At 54.2% G+C, this 17,713-nt stretch carries 12 protein-coding genes; 5 read left to right on the forward strand and 7 right to left on the reverse strand.

What is annotated here, in order from left to right; all coding sequences use genetic code 11:
- Positions 1 to 22: 22 nt before the first annotated feature.
- Entirely contained in the window at positions 23 to 1,435 is a 1,413-nt protein-coding gene (locus tag ACGHAD_RS17505) for a sugar porter family MFS transporter (protein ID WP_382414373.1), read from the reverse strand.
- A 717-nt stretch (positions 1,436 to 2,152) separates the two neighbouring features.
- On the opposite strand from ACGHAD_RS17505, the gene ACGHAD_RS17510 reads away from it, so the two are divergent.
- Positions 2,153 to 4,615: a S8 family serine peptidase gene (locus ACGHAD_RS17510; protein ID WP_382414371.1), complete on the forward strand. Its 2,463-nt coding sequence runs from the start codon at positions 2,153 to 2,155 to the stop codon at positions 4,613 to 4,615.
- 453 nt (positions 4,616 to 5,068) lie between these two features.
- Here ACGHAD_RS17510 and ACGHAD_RS17515 read toward each other — a convergent pair whose 3' ends face one another.
- Genes ACGHAD_RS17515 through ACGHAD_RS17540 form a run of 6 tightly spaced genes read right to left on the reverse strand, consistent with a single transcriptional unit; the run spans position 5,069 to position 11,045 of the window.
- Complete coding sequence (locus tag ACGHAD_RS17515; protein WP_382414369.1) at positions 5,069 to 6,217, reverse strand: DUF3570 domain-containing protein; 1,149 nt, start codon at positions 6,215 to 6,217, stop codon at positions 5,069 to 5,071.
- On the reverse strand, positions 6,204 to 6,428 hold the full coding sequence (locus ACGHAD_RS17520; RefSeq protein WP_382414367.1) for a DUF4266 domain-containing protein: 225 nt from the start codon (positions 6,426 to 6,428) through the stop codon (positions 6,204 to 6,206). The genes ACGHAD_RS17515 and ACGHAD_RS17520 overlap by 14 nt, the downstream gene beginning before the upstream one ends.
- On the reverse strand, positions 6,425 to 6,898 hold the full coding sequence (locus tag ACGHAD_RS17525; RefSeq protein ID WP_382414894.1) for a TlpA family protein disulfide reductase: 474 nt from the start codon (positions 6,896 to 6,898) through the stop codon (positions 6,425 to 6,427). The genes ACGHAD_RS17520 and ACGHAD_RS17525 overlap by 4 nt, the downstream gene beginning before the upstream one ends.
- A 57-nt stretch (positions 6,899 to 6,955) precedes the next feature.
- Positions 6,956 to 7,567, reverse strand: coding sequence for an outer membrane beta-barrel domain-containing protein (locus ACGHAD_RS17530; protein WP_382414365.1), 612 nt, complete (start codon positions 7,565 to 7,567; stop codon positions 6,956 to 6,958).
- 11 nt (positions 7,568 to 7,578) lie between these two features.
- A complete protein-coding gene (locus ACGHAD_RS17535; RefSeq protein WP_339616897.1) occupies positions 7,579 to 8,361 on the reverse strand; it encodes an outer membrane beta-barrel protein in 783 nt (260 codons plus the stop codon).
- A complete protein-coding gene (locus ACGHAD_RS17540; protein WP_382414363.1) occupies positions 8,361 to 11,045 on the reverse strand; it encodes a hypothetical protein in 2,685 nt (894 codons plus the stop codon). Before ACGHAD_RS17540 ends, ACGHAD_RS17535 begins: the two co-directional genes overlap by 1 nt.
- Positions 11,046 to 11,322: 277 nt before the next feature.
- Here ACGHAD_RS17540 and ACGHAD_RS17545 point away from each other — a divergent pair, with 277 nt between their 5' ends.
- The 4 genes from ACGHAD_RS17545 to ACGHAD_RS17560 all read left to right on the forward strand — a co-directional run bounded on the left by ACGHAD_RS17545 (position 11,323) and on the right by ACGHAD_RS17560 (position 17,566).
- Complete coding sequence (locus ACGHAD_RS17545) at positions 11,323 to 12,540, forward strand: hypothetical protein (RefSeq protein WP_382414361.1); 1,218 nt, start codon at positions 11,323 to 11,325, stop codon at positions 12,538 to 12,540.
- A gap of 1 nt (position 12,541) precedes the next feature.
- On the forward strand, positions 12,542 to 15,034 hold the full coding sequence (locus ACGHAD_RS17550) for a LamG domain-containing protein (protein ID WP_382414359.1): 2,493 nt from the start codon (positions 12,542 to 12,544) through the stop codon (positions 15,032 to 15,034).
- Positions 15,035 to 15,050: 16 nt separating this feature from the next.
- Positions 15,051 to 16,634 (forward strand): hypothetical protein, encoded by a 1,584-nt coding sequence (locus ACGHAD_RS17555; RefSeq protein WP_382414357.1) that lies wholly within the window; start codon positions 15,051 to 15,053, stop codon positions 16,632 to 16,634.
- Positions 16,635 to 17,074: 440 nt separating this feature from the next.
- Positions 17,075 to 17,566 (forward strand): hypothetical protein, encoded by a 492-nt coding sequence (locus ACGHAD_RS17560; RefSeq protein WP_382414355.1) that lies wholly within the window; start codon positions 17,075 to 17,077, stop codon positions 17,564 to 17,566.
- Positions 17,567 to 17,713: the final 147 nt, after the last annotated feature.

Genomic DNA, 17,713 nt, shown 5'->3' on the forward strand with positions numbered 1-17,713 from the left:
TTTTTTGATCGCTTGGAAGCGGTTATTCCATTTCTTCCAGCTCTTTGCCTTTGGTCTCGCGCACCATAAAGATCACGAAGAACACCGACAGCGCGGCAAAGAAGGTATAAATACCATAGGCCGCCGACAGGCCAATACCGGCCAACAGGATCGGGAAGCTCCAGGTAATCAGGAAGTTAGCCAACCACTGCGCCAAACCGGCCACAGCCAGGCCCGAACCGCGAATCTGATTGGGGAACATCTCACCCAGCATAATCCACACCACAGGGCCCCACGACAGATTAAACAAAAACACATAAATGTTGGCACCAAACAGTGCCAGCAGGCCAGAATCGTCCGACAACTGCAGGTTACCCGCGGCATCTACGGGCGCCCCGGCAAAGGCGTAGGCGACCACGCCCAGGCTAATGGCCATACCCGCCGAGCCAAACCACAACAGCGGCTTGCGACCAATTTTGTCCACCAAAAAGAAGGTAATAAAGCAGGCGGCAATACTGATGCTACCGGACAATACGTTCACCAACAGCGCTTGGCTCTCGGTAAAACCGGCGGCCTCCCACAGTACCGCACCGTAGTAAAACACCACGTTAATGCCCACAAATTGCTGCAAAATCGCCAAACCAAGGCCAATCCATACCACGGGGCGCACTTTACCGGCGGCTTTGTCGATCAAGTCCGAGAAACGCGGACGGTGATGATCGGCGGCCATCGAATCACTAATCTCGGTCAGTTTGGCAGTACCATCGACTGAACCATACAAACGTACCAACACCGCGCGGGCTTTTTCGGTTTTGCCCGAGGCCACCAAAAAGCGCGGGCTCTCTGGGATCGCCAACAACGCAATAAAGAAGATACCGGCCGGAATCAGCTCGACCCAGAACATCCAGCGCCAAGTCTCGTAGCCCAGCCAAAACTCAGCGGTCGAGCCGCCAGCGGAATCGGCCAAAAAGTAGTTACTAAAGAAAGACGCGGTAAGACCCGAGATAATCGCAATTTGCTGCACCGAGGTCAGCATCCCGCGATAACGCGCCAAGGCCACCTCACTGATATAAGCCGGCGCCATCACCGAGGCCGCGCCAACCGCCAAGCCACCGAGAATGCGATACACCACAAACTCCCCGGTAGAGCCGGCCACACCCGAGCCCCAGGCTGAGATAATAAACAGTATTGACGACACAATCAGCAGCGCTTTACGGCCATAGCGGTCAGCCAAACGGCCCGCAAACAGGGCGCCCGCCGCACAACCGAGCAACATCGACGACACGCTAAAGCCGGTACCGGCCGACTCGGAATCAAAGGCAATCTGTAAGCCCTTAACCGTGCCGTTAATAACACCGCTGTCGTAACCAAACAGGAAACCGCCAATCGTGGCGATCACACTGATAAAGATAATAAATCCTGTACTGCCCTGATCAGAGCTGACTGAATTATTCATGGAAGATACCTAAATTATTAATTATGTTGTTAGCGCCATATGGGCATCGCGCTAGCTGTGGCTCGGGCCGAATACTCCGGCAAACACGCACCGATCATAAACACTATAGATTCACGCCACAAGCGGCCAAGAGCCTAAAACGCTGGTTTGAGCCAGTTGTCGCGCGCTTATAGTCAATAATACCCTAAGTTGCTGGGGTTTGAGTAGTGGGGCGGAGGATAATCGGTTGTTTCGGCTGCTTGGTTGATCGTGCCAAGCGAGCTAATAAGGAGCCTTCTTAAGTCTGGGCGCCCTCAGTCGCGGGGCTGGCGACCCCCTTTTGTGATGCGACAGGAAGTTACAATGCTGCTCCCGTGCATCTAAACAACCGCTCCTGCGTTGTTCTAATCCCCCACCTCCATGTGGGTCACTTGGGCTCGATGCATTAGTGCATCCTGCACGTCAAGCGCACAACAGGCTCCTACAGTGATTGATTTATGCGCAACAGACAGATACATTCACTCAAGGGGAATATAGCCCCCTCCACCTGCGTTTTGTAAACCTAAATCACAAGGCAACCTGTCAAAGCACTCCCCCTACAAATAACAAGCGACTTCGGCCTGCCTAATCTCGGTGATTAAAAAGTTATTGATTTTTAAAATTACTAACACGAAAACTCTAATCTGGCTCCATAAATGTCGGAGACTATAGGACAATCATTTTTCAACGGAGATGATAATGAAAAGCACGACTAAAAGAATATTTTTCATTTTATTAGTAAGTTGGCTAATAGTATTCCCTTCTTTCGGGAACTCTATGGACTATGTTAAGAAACCATCAGATGATAAGGATGTTAAGAAATACCAGTGGGGACTCCATGCTTTGGATGCTCCGTCGGCCTGGGAGCTATCTACTGGAGGGGCCTCGATTGGTATTGTTGATTCATATCATAGCTATTATGGAGATCAACTTTCCGCGTTCAAAAATCATCGAGTAATGCGAAGTATTGATAGAGATTCTGACGAGATTTTATCTAACCTTTCTACAGCTACACATGGCCTACATGTTGCCGGAATAGCAATAGGAAATGATTCAGATAAATATAAAGGTGTCTGTCCAGAATGTAGTTTTGTAAGCATAGGTACGACGCCTAAAAATTTGTCTAGCGGGGGACTCAGGGCCTTGTGGGGGGGTGTATCCGTAATTAATATTAGCGCTGGTGGTGATACGAATACTCACGAAGAGGAACCATTCTATATTAGTGAGGCCCTTCGCAGAGAAGTAGTTGTAGTTGCTGCAAGTGGAAATAATCAAGTACTTCAGATACCACCGAATTCAGGCTATGCAGGTAAGGCACAATTACCGGCAGCATATCAAGGGGTTATTCCAGTTGCTGCAGCAGCCAAAATTGACAGATTAGAGCCTGGTAATTGGGGGAAGCATATTGGATCGGATTGGCGCTTGATGAGACACTCGGGAGAAGAGTCAATACGAGCTAAAGAATGTGGACAAAATAAGCCTAGCTCGGTGTCATTGCGTAATGGTATATGGGGGAGTAGAAGACCAGCAGGCATTAACAGTGTCGGTGTGGTCGCGCCCGGAGTTAACATTATAGGTGTGTTTGCTCCTGGTATAGATGCCTATGATCAGGGTAATAACCCTGAATGCACTTGGAATAACATAGGAACAGGAAAGCTGGATCAGTATGGATTGCTCAGTGGAACCTCAATGGCGGTGCCGCATGTTTCTGGGGTCGCTGGGTTGGTGAGAACAATCAACCCGTTACAGAGTAACCGTCAAACACGAGAGATAATTTATAAAAGCTCAAGTACTTACGACAGCAAAAGAGAGGAGATCTTTGACAGTCCAATACAAGCATCCGTAGAATTTCAGTGGGGCATAAATCTGGACAAAAAGAAATGCTATAAAATAAAATTTAACGAAGAAGGGAAGGTTGAAAAAACCGAAGAAATGGACGGCTTTTCTAAGCATAACAAAGGAGTTTTTTGTGAAACATTAGTAGCCGGAGTGAGTGACAGAATATTTTTATCAACAACAAAAAAAAATAACACAAGTGGTTCTCCTGAATATCTAAGGTGTGAATATGGTGTAGCGTCTAGCCGCCCCAATGGGATTCAGTATTGCAATCCATGGAATATAGACTCAGAAGAACCAAACAATAAAAACCGAGAGGTCACAAACTATTCAGGTAACGGCATGTTAAATGCAAATCGAGCTGTTCACCTAGCGCTAGCAAGCAATCCCAACCGACTAACCCCATTGTTCTCACTTTACAGTGATCTACACCGAGATTCGTTTTATACCGTGTATCCACAAATAGCCATAGCAGCAATAAAGGGGGAAATATTCCAACATAGGTCAGATAGTTTCATTCCGGATCTATACTCCCCTGTCGGAAATCGAATATTTAGATATAATAGATTCCCCAGTGTAAATGGTTATAGTGCGTTATCTGAAATGTGGGTATTTACCACCCATCACAATCCTTACTCAAACGTTAGCCTTGCTCCTTTAAGACGTTATGTAAAAATAATAAATGGAAAAATAGATAGCTTTTTAGCTATAGGATTTGATGAACATGATCAGCTAATTGGAGAAGGGTATTTTTTTGATGGCACAGAAGGATATATTTATCCTTTCGAAAGCGAACAACCAAATGACACTATCGCTGTGTATAAAGGTATATCCAAAACCTCAGGCAATGAAATTATTTTTCCTGAAAACCTATTAACAGAAAAGTTAGCATTAGGTTATGAAGTGAACACATCTGAAGTACTTGGGTACACCTATGCTAATGATAGTTACAGAAAGCCAGATTACCCGAACTCACTATATATGAAAAATCATCCAGTTCCTTTAAAGCCATCTTCTAATGTTAATATTAATATTGAGCAAGGGGAGGACGGATACTATCGCATCGGCTTTAACTGGACCGCTGTGAATAATGTAGAGGGCTATCGAATCAAAATTTATCGCTCAGGATCAGGTGGCAACCCCTACAAAAAACCAGCGTACATTGATGCATACCCTACTAGCTGCAATAGATATGGCGTTTGTGGGGCTACAGCGTTGTTCTCCAGCCCTCCTGGTTCTGATTTTTTATGGGGAGTCTCCGTTAGAGCAAACGGAAAGTATACGAATCCATACTTTTTAAACTCTTTCAAGAGAAAGGACAAATAAAAGGCACCAAGAGTTTAAAAACGGTTAACTTAGGAGTTGAATTGAAAAATGTGTTAGCGCATTTCAATTTGACTATATTTTGGGGATTAAAGTGGTTGATTTCCCAGAATTAAAAACACACACTCATGAAGCCCGCCCCCTGCAGTCAGCCGAGCGCAGGCCTATTTTAGGGGGTAAGCCAGTAAGATATTTGTGCAAATATCGACACGCCATGGACGGCGTGTCGATGCGGCCCTCTAAAATTGGTCGGAACGAGGGAACCCGTTAGGGCTGGTATATTCGCAGTATTCGTTGCATTGACCGGTTGAGATCAAGAAAAAAGTGCTTAGCCCGCCCGGCGACTGAGGGAAAACAATTAGAAAACTATGCAATTGGCATTCGTATGGCAATCTACAAATCAAAGCCACTGGATTCTCGCGTCGCAGAAATTACGAAAAATTACCACCACACACTTTAGTACCAAAACGAAAAATACAGCCGAATCACATTGGCATCAAACGCATACAACTCTTCTTCCCCCACTGGCGCTTCGGTATCCAGTACGTTGCGAAAGTTGTCGTAATCAAACTGAAAGTGATCCCAGTACAAATTGACGGTGCCTTTTTCAAACACCGATAACCAGCGCTCGGGTAGGGTGTAGGTGGCGCCCAAGCCAAAGCTATCTGAGCTGAATTCACTTAGCTCTTTATCTCGGGCTAAAAAGTTTTGTGCATCGCGGTAGGGGAACAAGTCAGAATAAAAGTCGGCTTCGCTCTGGGTATAAGCGCGGTATTTGGCTTCAAGCAACCACTCTTCGCCTATGGTTTGTAAATAGCGCAGCTCTAAGTTGCTGGCCGAGATGCCCCAGCTGTCGTCGTGGTAGCGGGCATCGGCCCGTACTGAGGCGCGCCACGGTAGGTAGTAAATACCGCGCACACTAAAGGCATCTGAGTTGCGGGTTAATGGGTACACTTCACTTTGGTAGCTATAACCCCGTGGTACGCTGGTATCTTTATAGCGCACTTGGCGGTAGGGGTTATTTAAAAAGCCCTCGTCGACAATCGACTCGGCACTGAACACGGCGATTAACGATTTGCTTAACACCTGCGATAAACTTAATTTGTAGCGGTAATTTTTAGCACTGGCCGCAAAGTCATCGTTGCCATTAACCCCCACAGAGTTATCACCAAAACTCAGGCCCATACTCAGGGTGGTTAAATCGCCAAAAAATGTCTGGCTAATACCGGCGCTAATCGTCTCGGCCTCGTAGTCACTCTCGGTGCTCTCGGTGTAGCCAAGGCTCATCAAGATTTTGTCGTGCAGATAATCCAACCCCACGGAGTACTCGGTGCGTTTTTCAGAGTATTCACTGGCGGTCGCCAATACATCAATGGAGGCGCTGGACACCATATCGACGTAATACCCCCCCGACACGGAAACAGTATCGGCGACGTTTTTGCGCACCAATACCGAGGGCCCATCAATGCTTGCCCCGCCGCCGTCATAACTGTGGTACATCACATCCAAGCGATCGGGCTGCAATACTTCGGCCGCGGCCGCCAGTGGTAGCAGCAAGCATAAGGCAACAATGCCTCGCGCCAGCGTGTTATTAATTACAACCACAACCGCCTCCACTGCCACCCTCTGCGCCACGCGAAGCCTCGCGCGCCTCATACACGTGATTTAAATAACCGGTGGCAATAGGGTCGCGATCAAAGCTCATTACCTGGTCGGCCAAGTGCTCGCGCTCGTAGGGTTTTACCCACGGGGTACAGGCACAAACACACAGTGCCAACAGGGCTAAGCCCACGCGAGCGAGTGGGGCGGTATTCATTCGCGAATTAACTCTTTCACTTGCGTGCGATATTTTTCTTCATCGCCGCCGCGATAACCACGGTTGACGTAGCGAATCACACCGTCGCGGTCAATCACTACGGTGGTGGGCATGGCGTCGACGCTATACGCTTTACTGGCGATGCTGTCGGTGTCGTATAAAATCGGGAAGCTCACCCCCAGATCTTTAATCAGTTTATCGCCCGCGCTCGGGTCGGATTCAACATTAACGCCGTACAAGACAAAACCCGCGCTCTCGTAGCGCTGATGTAGCTCGTCCAGCAGTGGCATCTCTTTACGGCAAGGCGCACACCAGCTGGCCCAAAAATTTAACATGACCACTTGGCCGCGCTGCTCGGCTAAGCGCACGTTGTCGCCCTGATTACTTTTTAAGGTAAAGTCTGGCGCCTTAGTGCCTACCGCTTCGCTGTTGGCGGCCTGCACCGACCAAGACAACGGCAGCAACAACATCAGGCCAATACTCAAAGATTTAACAAAGGTTTTTACCGCCGCTATCATGCAATGCTCCTAAAAAAATACCGAGAGGCCAATGCGGCCTTCAAAATTATTGGTTTGCCGGCTCTCGCCAAACAGCTCGTGACTAAACAGGTGATCGCGCATGCCAATATCCACCGCAAACATATCGGTCAGATAAATTTTGTAGCCCGCCCCCAGTGAGTAAGTGGCGTAGCGGTTGGCGGCAAACTCGGTGTTGCCCGCGCCGGCGGTTAAATAAAAGTGGGTGTTAAACGCGAGGTCGCGGCTCATATACACCTGCCCCGGAAACACTTTATAACCCACGGCTAAGCTGTAGTAGGTAAATTCACGCTCGTCGTCGGTTAACAACTCTACCGCGCCACTTAACAGCTCGTAGCTGGTTTTTTGCGCCTCGCTACTGCCGTAAATCGCCTCGACAAAAAAGTCTTCGTTAATGTGATAGGCAAGGCTTACGCCCAACACCGCATTGCTGCCAAAGTCTTCAATACCTAACACCCCGGCGTAGACGCCAACTTCAAAGTTTTCGCTATCGAGCATGTCCTCTTTTATATGACGGCGCTCAATGTCGGCACCGACGATAGGCTCAAGCGGATCATCCTCTTGCGCCAGCGCCGCGGCCGACGGCCATACCAGTACGGTCAAAACCGACGCCGTTAAAAAAACGCGTTGAAGCCAACTCGCCATTCGGAAACCTCTTCATTTGTACTGCGGGTGGTGAGCAGATGATGGTTGACGTATTCGGCCCGCAAAAAAAAGCGGCGCGACAAATACACATAAGCGCCGAGGCTCGCCTGCAGTACAGAGTCCTCTCGGTCTTGGGTATCCACCAAGGTCGCACTGGGGTTAACTTTAATCACCCCGGCGCCCAGGCGCAAAAACGGTGATACCCGCCACTCGGGAAACGGCTGGTGCAATAACCCGGCGCTGATCAGCTCGCTGTCTGAGAATTGCCCAGAATTTTGTGAATAACTGGCCTCTAGGGTCAGGTTGCGGGTAAAGCGGTAGCCCACGCTTAAAGCGACCGAGTCGGCGCCGCCAAAGTCACCCAGCGCGGCGCCCAACTCAAAGTGGCCCACCACCGCGTCGGAGCGGTACTCGTCGGTAAAGTCTGGCACTTGGCCGTCGGGGCCCAAGGTATATTGCATGGCGCTGCGATCCACCCAACCCTCTAGGCCGCGCTCGGTGGCGATTTTGATCCAACCGGCACGGCTTTTTATAAGGGTAATGGGTTCGCCGTACTCCAGCGCATGAAAAATCGGATAACCGCGACCGGGGCCAGAGTAGACATCGATGTAGGCATCGTTCACCGTCACCACCAGTGGTGGCTCGTCGTCAAACCAACCGGCCGCCGCCGGCGCCGAGCAAACCGCGGTCAGCGCCCACAATAGGGTTGCTGTCAGTGCCACGCGGGGCAATAGGGTTACGCGTTTACGCATTACTCGGGCACATCAAATGGGTTGTTATAATATTGCGCGCCGATATCCAGCCACTCGGCCAACAGCTTGCGCTCGGCATCGTTCATCAGGCCGCGATGATCAAAGGTGTCTTCCATGGGGTCAAACTCGGTAAATCGGCTAAAAAAACGGCCGCTGGCAAACGCGCCACCGGGCGACATAATTCGACCAATGGGCACACGCTCAAAAATGGGAATCGGGTTGCCCTCGGCATCCAGAATCAGCTCGCCATCTTCGTCGGCTTCAAATTCACCGGTGGCGATTAAACGCTCTTGCAACACACCGTCTACCAGCTCTAACTCGAAGCGAGTGCGCAATAGTTGCTGGTAAGACAACATCTGATCCGCGTCGGTCTCGGTCGCGCTTAAGTCTAACTGGCCGGCGGGAATCTGCACAAGGCCATCGGCATCGGCCGGGCTGTGACAACTCGTACAGGTGTTATCGGCAGTCACATTGTTATCGGCATCGCGCTCAACCCGGGGCAGCTGCCACAAAGGCTGAATGTGCGCGGGGTAGTTAATAGTCACGCGGCAGGCCGCGCTCCACTGTTGCTGGCAGGCGGCGCTGGTAGGCACCCGCGCCGGATCGGGGCCTTCGGCTAACTCGCTATAAAGGAAGTCAAAGCTTGGGTCTTTGGCGCGCACGCCGGGGTCCGTCCAAACATCGTTATAGACTAAATCTACCTGCGGCCGGGGCGCGCCGGCAATGCGGGCGTAAACCTCGGCCATGGTTTCGCCCATCTCGGCCACATAGCGCGGCTCGGTATTGGCAAAGGGCAAGCCGCTGGTCTCGGCACCCGTATTAAGCGCCATTGGGCCAGCATCGAGCCGGCCGTGGGGCACTTGCGAGTCGCGCTGGTGGCAGCCATTGCACTGAAAGGTTTCGCCGGGGCGCACTTGCAGCCAATTTTGATGGCGCGGGCTAATGCGCATGCCGTTGGCATCGAGTACTGCAATCGTAAAAGCGGTGTCGGCGGGCACAGCGGCGCGCACCGAGCCGTCGGGCGCGACCGGCACATAGCCGATAATCTCTTTCATACCCTGAGCCCGGCTAACCCCAAAGGCGCTGCCGGGCACTTGCTTAATATCACGCGGCGGTTGCGAAACGGCGCCCAGCAAACGTAAAAACCGCGCCGAGCGCTCAGCCGCGATGGTTTGCGCCGGGTCGCGCAGCGTCTCGATGCCCGCGCCGCTGGTGTCTACGCCATCTAAATCGTAGACGCTGCGAATATCCAGAATGCCCAGCCCCTCGCTCGCCAGCGACTCATTGATGGCGCCGTCGACCGGGGCGGCGGCCGGGCGTGGGCCCATCACCACTAAGTCGGTGTAAATAACATCTTCAGCGGGCACAACCACAGGCTGTTGCGAATTGTCATCTACGTTGTAAAGAAACAAGCCGTACACTGGTGGCGCCGCCTCGTACTCGGCGGCTAAATTGGCCTCGGTGCAGGGCACGTAGCGCGAGTCGCCGGTGTCTTGGTTTAGCGCCTCTAGGCGGCATTGGCTCCAGCTCACCAGCAGGCGGTTGGTGTCGTCAAACAGCGGCGCCAGCGCCGAGAAATAACCGTGACGCGAGATACTGCCATCAAGCGTCACCGGCAGCACGGTTAGTTTATCCAGCGCGTCGCCCTCGGTGCCCAGCACGGTTTGGTCATCCTCGACGTACTCGCTGGTATCAATAGCCACAATATCGCCGCCCGGCAGTTCATCGCGCGGTTTGTAAATACCCACCAACCGGCCATCGGCCATTAGCTCTGGGTTAAACAGCCAGGGCGTGTCTTCGGCCAGGCGAGTATGGTAGCCGTAGTGAGGCCGCACATCGGTGCCGTTGGGGTTGCTAGTGTAATAGCTCACGCGGTTGTTGCGGTAGCTATCGGCTCGGGTGTACAGCAGCCGGCCATCGTCGCGCAGCAATGGGGCCCAGTCGTGCCCCTGATTAAATGACAGTTGGCGAATATCGTCGCCGGCGACGGTCATTGAGTGCAACACAAATGCCGGGCCATCGCCCGACTCGCTCTCGGCGGCATACTGGGGTTTGTTAGCGTCGAGCAACAGGGCGCGGCTGCGCACTTGGCGGCTGGATGCAAACACAATGCGGCCACCGGGTATGTAGCGCGGTGAGATATCATCGGCCACCTCGGCGACGATGTCCGAACTAATGACCCGTTGCAGCTGACGATTGGATAAATCGTATTCCCAGATATTCCAGGTGGGCTGGTCTTCGTCCGGGGCGTCTTCAATCTCGGGGGCGCGCATGGCAAACAGTAAGCGGCTGCCATCGGGGTGCGAGGTTAGATCTTTAACGTCATAGTCGGCGCCCTCGGCAAAGGCTTGGTCGGTGACGTTAATCGCCAGGGCATCGTCGGTGGCGCGAGCTTTAATAAACAAACGTGCCCCCGGATTAAAGTCATCGCGCCCCGCTGGCGTTAACGGCAATAGCTCGCCGTCGTCATCCCGTGGCAACGGGCGCTCGATGTAAGCAATGGGGATGTCTTTAACCACCGGATCGGGAGGCTGACCGGAGCCACTGATACCGCCGCCACCGCCCCCACCACAGCCGACCAAAACGGAGGCGAATAGGGCGCCCGACAATAAGCGACGAGCAAAAACCCGCCACCCAGTATCCGAAGGCAAAATAGGCTGCGGTATTACAGCGTGTGTTGTCATTAACGATCCTAGCTGTGTACAAAGATTAATTGTCCGACAACCGCGACAATAAATCTTTGTCGCCAGTCACGCTGTGTGCCGGCACGGGCGCTGGGCGTCCCTATTGAAACAAACTTTTGTTATGATCTTGCCAATCTGTGATTGGGTAGACACCTGCGCACCACGCAATAGCACAGGCCCAGCCGCTAATCCGCCTATAATAAGCCCAAGCCTGTAAGGCCTAGATTAAAACACAAACCCGGCAACCGCCACAGCATCAGATCATTTGGAGCCCTGCATGTCGCTCTGTTCGCCCTCCAACTTACGCCTTAGTGTTATCGCACTGGGTTTAAGTTTACTTGCCGCTACGGCGGCCGCTGGCCCGCGCGAGCAGGCGTTGACCATTCACTCGCGCATCGCCGGGGTGCCGCCCAGCACCGCCGTGCTTGCGCAAATGAGCGAGCTTATTAGCAGCGGTGATACCGCCCAAGCCGTGCGCATTGCCATGGATAACGATGGCTTTTACCGCGCCACCTTAAAAACCTGGGTAACCCCCTGGACCAACCGCGACATGACCGCCTTTGCCCCGCTTAACGATTACACCGCCACCGTGATGGGGCTGGTGCGCGACGAGGCGGACTTTCGCGAGCTGTTAACCGCCGATGTGCTGTACACCGGCGCCGACGATTTAGGCCTGCCCGCTTACAGCAGCAACGACAACGCCCACTACCAAGCGCTGCAAGACAGCGATGCCGAACTGGGCAGCTCGCTGGTGCGACGCACCCAATCGCAATTAACCGGCGTGCCCGCCGAAGCCACCGCCGGGGTGATGACCAGCCGCGGCGCCGCCAAGGCGTTTTTTGTCGCCGGTACTAACCGGGCGATGCTGCGCTTTACCTTGCTCAACCATTTATGCCGCGATTTAGAGCAAGTGCACGATGTCACCCGCACGCCCGACCGCATCCGCCAGGACGTAAGCCGCAGCCCCGGTGGCGATAGCCGGGTGTTTTTAAATAACTGCGTCGGCTGCCACGCCGGGATGGACCCACTGGCGCAAGCGTTTGCCTACTACGATTACGAGTACAACGCAGAATCCGACCCAGACGCCGAGCGCGGCGCAATCCACTATAACGCAGAGGGCGAAACCGACCCCGCCAGCGGCGACCGCACCGAGGCTAAATACCACATTAACGCCAGCACCTTTGCACCGGGCTACATTACCCCCAACGACAACTGGCTCAATTACTGGCGCGAAGGCCCCAACGCCATTCTTGCGTGGGACCCAACGCTCGCGGGCAGCGGCAGCGGCGCCAAAAGCTTGGGCCGCGAGCTGGCCAACTCCGGCGCCTTTGCCAGCTGCCAAGTTGAAAAAGTCTTTACCAAAGTCTGCCTGCGCAAGCCCGGCAACGCCGCCGATCGCGCACTGCTAAGCAATGCCACCTCGGCCTTTGCCGCCAGTGGCTACAACTTAAAACAGGTGTTTATCGACACCGCCGACTACTGCAAAGGTGAATAACATGGCGGGCACGATAAGCAACTGCATTGGCAAATCACCCCTGTGGTTAGCGGGGCTGTTAAGTCTATCGTTATTGGCCGGCTGCGGCTCGGGCAGCGGCGAGGCGACCACCAGCAACGTTAAGCCCGACAATGGCGACGAGGTCGACCGCCCGGGCTTCGCCTACGATGGCCCGGCACCACTGACCGAAGACGTGCAAAACTTTAAACTGTACCTGTGGGATAACTTAGCGTTTGCAGAGCGCTGCGGCTCTTGCCATGTAGTGGGCGGCAACAGCCCCATGTTTGTGCGCACCGACGACATCAACCAAGCCTACCAAGCCGCCGTGCCGCTGGTGGATTTACACACACCGCAGCTATCAACCATGGTGAGCAAAGTCGCCGGCGGCCACAATTGCTGGCTCGATAGCGACACCGCCTGCGCCGATATTATTACCGGCTATATTACCGAGTGGGCCTCGGCCGCCGGTAGCATCAGCAACGAGGTTGTGCTCACCGCGCCCGAGATTAAAGAAGTCGGCGGCAGCAAAAACTTCCCCGCCGATAGCGGCGATTACGCCAGCACCGTGTACCCGCTAGTTAGCCAGTTTTGCAGCGGCTGCCACGCTGAGGGCGCGCCCTTAATGCAGCAACCCTATATTGGCAGCGCCGATGTGCAAGTCTCGTACGAGGCCGCCCGCAGCCGTATGCGGTTGGACGACCCAGCCCGCTCGCGGCTGGTCGAGCGACTTGCGGCCGAGTCCCACAACTGCTGGAGCAACTCTTGCGCCAGCGATGCCAGCGCCATGGCCGATGCCATTGCCGCATTTGCCGACTTAGTGCCCGTCACCGAGATCGACCCAGCCCTGGTCACCAGTAAAGCCCTGCAACTGGGCGACGGCACCGTGGCCAGCGCCAATGGCCGCGCGGATAACTACATCATCGCGCGTTACGAGTTTAAAACCGGCAGCGGCGCCATCGCCTACGACACCAGCGGCGTTAACCCCGCCGCCGACTTAACCCTGTACGGCGACGTCGATTGGATGTCCAGCTGGGGCCTGCGCTTTAACAACGGCAAGGCGCAAGCCTCGACGCAAACCAGCCGCAAACTGTTTGATCAAATCACCAGCACCGGCGAGTACTCCATCGAGGCCTGGGTGATCCCCTCCAACGTCAGCCAAGAGGACGCCCGCATCGTCAGTTACTCGGGCAGCACCCAAGTGCGCAACCTTGCGCTGGATCAAAACCTGTATAACTACACCCACTACCTGCGCAGCTCTAGCACCGATGGCAACGGCATGCCGGCGCTTGCCACGCTTGATGCCGAAGAGCGCGCGCAGGCCAGCTTGCAGCATGTGGTGGTCACCTTCGATCCAGTCAACGGCCGACGCATTTACGTCGATGGCGAGCTCACCGGCGGCACCGATCCGGTGGCCGCAGGCAACCTTAACGAGTGGGATTCCAGCTTTGCGTTAGTCGTGGGCAACGAGGTGTCATCCGACCGGGTATGGAACGGCGCCGTGCGCTTTTTGGCGGTGCACAACCGCGCGCTGTCGGCCGAAGCCATCGCCAGCAACTTTGACGCCGGCGTGGGCGAGACCTATTACTTGCTGTTTAGCATTAGCGATTTAATTAACGTTACCGACGCCTACGTGGTGTTTCAGGTGCAACAGTTTGACGACTACAGCTACCTGTTTAGCGAGCCGTTTTTTACCCGCTTAAGCGACGACCCCATCCCCACCGTACCGCTTGAGGGCATTCGCATCGGCGTTAACGGCCGCGAGGCCATCGTCGGCCAAGTGTTTGCCGCGCTCGAAACGGATATTAACGCCGCCGAGTACACCGAGGGTATGCAGCCACTGTCGCGCCAAGGCGCGGTGGTCGCGCTAGAGCAGGGCAGCGAGCTAGACACCTTTTTTATCACCTTCGATCAACTGGGCGAGCACCGCTTTGCCCGGGTTGAGGCCGAGCCACCGGTGCCACAACCGCCAGCGGATATTGCCGACCAACCCACCCTGGGCCTAAAAAGCTTCGCCAGTATTAACGCCTCACTGGCGGCCATGACGGGCATCAGCCACACCAACGCCGCCGTGCAAGCCACCTACGCCAAAGTCGAGCAGCAACTGCCCACCACCAGCGGGCTGGATACCTTTGTCGCGGCGCAGCAAATGGGCATTACCCAATTGGCGGTCGCCTACTGCAACGCACTGGTTAATGACACGAGCGAGCGCGCCGTCTTCTTCCCCGGCTTTAACTTTGGCGCCGCCCCAGCCGCCGCGTTTAATGCCACCGGCCGCAGCCAAGTTATTAGCCCACTGCTTAACGCACTGGTCGCTGGCGATACCGGCGGCGCACTCAATACCCAAGCCGACCCGGCCACCCTGCGCGCCGAGCTAAATGGCTTGATCGACACCATGAGCGCCTGCGGCGGCAACTGCAGCGCCGACCGTACCGCCACCACCGTCAAAGCCACCTGCGCCGCCGCCCTTGGCAGCGCGGTGATGCTAGTTCACTAACGGAGCAGACTGCCTTATGAGTAAATACCGCGCCCCTCTGCATCCGGATGCACCGCTTAAACTTAACAGCCACCACCGGCCCATTAGCCGGCGCGATTTAATCGCCCAGGGCTTTCGCACCGGCGGCGCTACCTTAACCGGCGCCTCACTGCTAACGCTGCTAGCGGGCAACGCCAATGCCGCGTTATCGCCCGATATTAACGCCATGCGCCAGGCCTGCGGCATTGCCAGCCAGGGCGCGGGTAAAATCCCGTTTATCTGCTTCGATTTAGCCGGTGGCGCCAATATTGCCGGCTCTAATGTATTAGTCGGCGGCGCCGGCGGCCAGCTCGATACGCTATCGGCCAGCGGCTACACAAAGCAGGGCCTGCCCGGCGATATGACGCCCGACAGCAGCACCGGCGATTTTGTGAATCGCGATTTAGGCCTGGCGTTTCACACCGACAGCGGCATGCTGCGCGGCATTTTAGAGCGTGTCGCCCCAGGTACGGCGGCGGCCGTTAACGGTGCGGTAATTCCCGCCCGCTCCGAGAACGACACCGGCAACAACCCCCACAACCCCATGTACGGCATTAACCGCGCCGGCGCCAACGGCTCGCTGCTCTCTTTGATTGGCTCGCGCGCCAGCGACTCGGGCGGCAACTCTATGGCACCATCGATGCTGATTAACCCCGAGGCGCGCCCCACCAAAGTCGACCGCCCTAGCGATGTGACAGGCCTTGTGGACGTAGGCGATTTGGTGAGCTTGCTCAGCCAATCTGACACCGTGGCGGTCATGGAATCTATGGTGCGTTTAAGCAACGCCAAACTGGGCGCGGTGGATACCGGCAGCAACCGGGATGCAGCGCTTAAAGAGTTAATGCGCTGCGGCTATGTTAAAAGCGCCGATTTAGCCGACCGCTTTGGCAACCCCGCGGCCATCGACCCGATTGCCGATGCGGATATCGTCGGCCCCGGCGGTATTTTTAGCTTTGACGAGTTTGATAACGACAGCGAGTTTCGCAAAACCGCCTCGGTGATGAAGCTGGTCATGAGCGGCTACGCTGGCGCCGGCACCATTACCATGGGCGGCTACGACTACCACACCGGCGATCGGTCCACCGGCGAGATTCGCGATTTGCGCGCCGGCCGCTGCATTGGCGCCTGCTTAGAGTACGCCGCCCGCATGGGCGTACCGGTGATGATTTACGTCTTCTCCGACGGCTCGGTATTTTCCAACGGCATGATTGACGACTCTGTCGAGGGCCGTGGCAAAGGCGTCTGGACGGGCGACAACCAACAAACCGCCGGCTCGTACTTTTTAGTCTACAACCCCAATGGCCGCCCCTCGATTCTCGGTGGCTCCGAGTCCGCGCAAGCGGCGCACCAACAGCTGGGGTTTATGCGCTCCAGCGGCGATGTTGAAACCGCCTCCAGTCCGGCGGCCAATAATGTGAACCTATTGGTCGAGACCTTGGTGCTGAATTATATGGCGCTGCATGGGGAGCAGAATTTATTTTCTACGCTGTTTCCGCAGCATGGGCTGGGGAATGCCACGGCGTTGGATCGGATGACGGCGATGAATCCGATTTGTGATGGAACGATTGGGAATTTGGCTTAGGGCGCTGTGCGCGCTTTTTGTTTAAAGCTCTATACGTTCTGGATTTGAGCTAGAGATTAGCTTGTTCCAGTTTTCTAGTTGGGTGCGCTCTGTCGCCGCGCGGGCGAGTTACTTCTTTAGTGGTAAAGAAGGTAACCAATGCTGCTCCTGCGCGTCCTTGCGCTCGCTGCATTAGTGAATCCCTTCACGTCAAAACGCACCCTGGCATCACGGCCTACGGCTTCCCTCGCTCCAGCCTATTTTAGCGGGCCGCATCGACACGCCTTCCCTGGCGTGACGATAGCTTGCGTGAGCGTCCTGCTCACTTACCCCCTAAAATAGACCTCCGCTCGGCTGGTTGCAGGGGAAGTTTGCACCGAGCGTAATTTAAGCTTTATTCTGTTCGCAAAAAACAACAAATCAAAACCTACTCCACCTCACGGATAGAACGTAAATACCGTATGAAAATTATAAAATTAATTGCAGCCATTACCTTTTCCGGCTTGATGCTTGTTCATTTAATCGCATGGCTCGGTTTACTTCCTCCCAAATGGGTTTGGCTACCATTATCTGTGATTAGCATATCTTTTTTTATTCTGGGTCTTGGCCGGCTTGGAATACATCAAATAAAATCTGGAACGCCAAAAACAGTCGATAACCCAATAGAGGCAATGTTCCAGAAGGCCACCGCCAAACGGTTATTGATTATTTTACTTGTAGTCGGCTATTTCTTTTTCAACTTCTTCTATAGTGCTGCCATTGGCGGAACCACTAAAGTTAAAAACGATAAATACTACGCCCTTGGACACAACCCTAAAAAGTACTATGAAATTAGCGAAAAAGAGTACGAGTTTCGTCGCCCGCATCAAGTTAGGCTTCATACAGGGCATCCGTTTATATTTGGGCTAGTTGGCTATTTTTTCCTTACGAGGCGCTTGCGAAAGCCAGATTAAGCTCTCGCACTGAACCGTAATTGATTTCCGCAGGCTGTAAGGGCTTTGGAGTGTGTCTGGAGGTTGAAAATCACTCAACCATAGCGGGGTGATAATTAACCTCAGGCACAGCCTCCATGAGGCTGAGATCAAAACCCCGCTCGTCAT

The organism is Gilvimarinus japonicus, from assembly GCF_042847215.1.
In the GTDB taxonomy this organism is placed as follows: Bacteria; Pseudomonadota; Gammaproteobacteria; order Pseudomonadales; family Cellvibrionaceae; genus Gilvimarinus; species Gilvimarinus japonicus.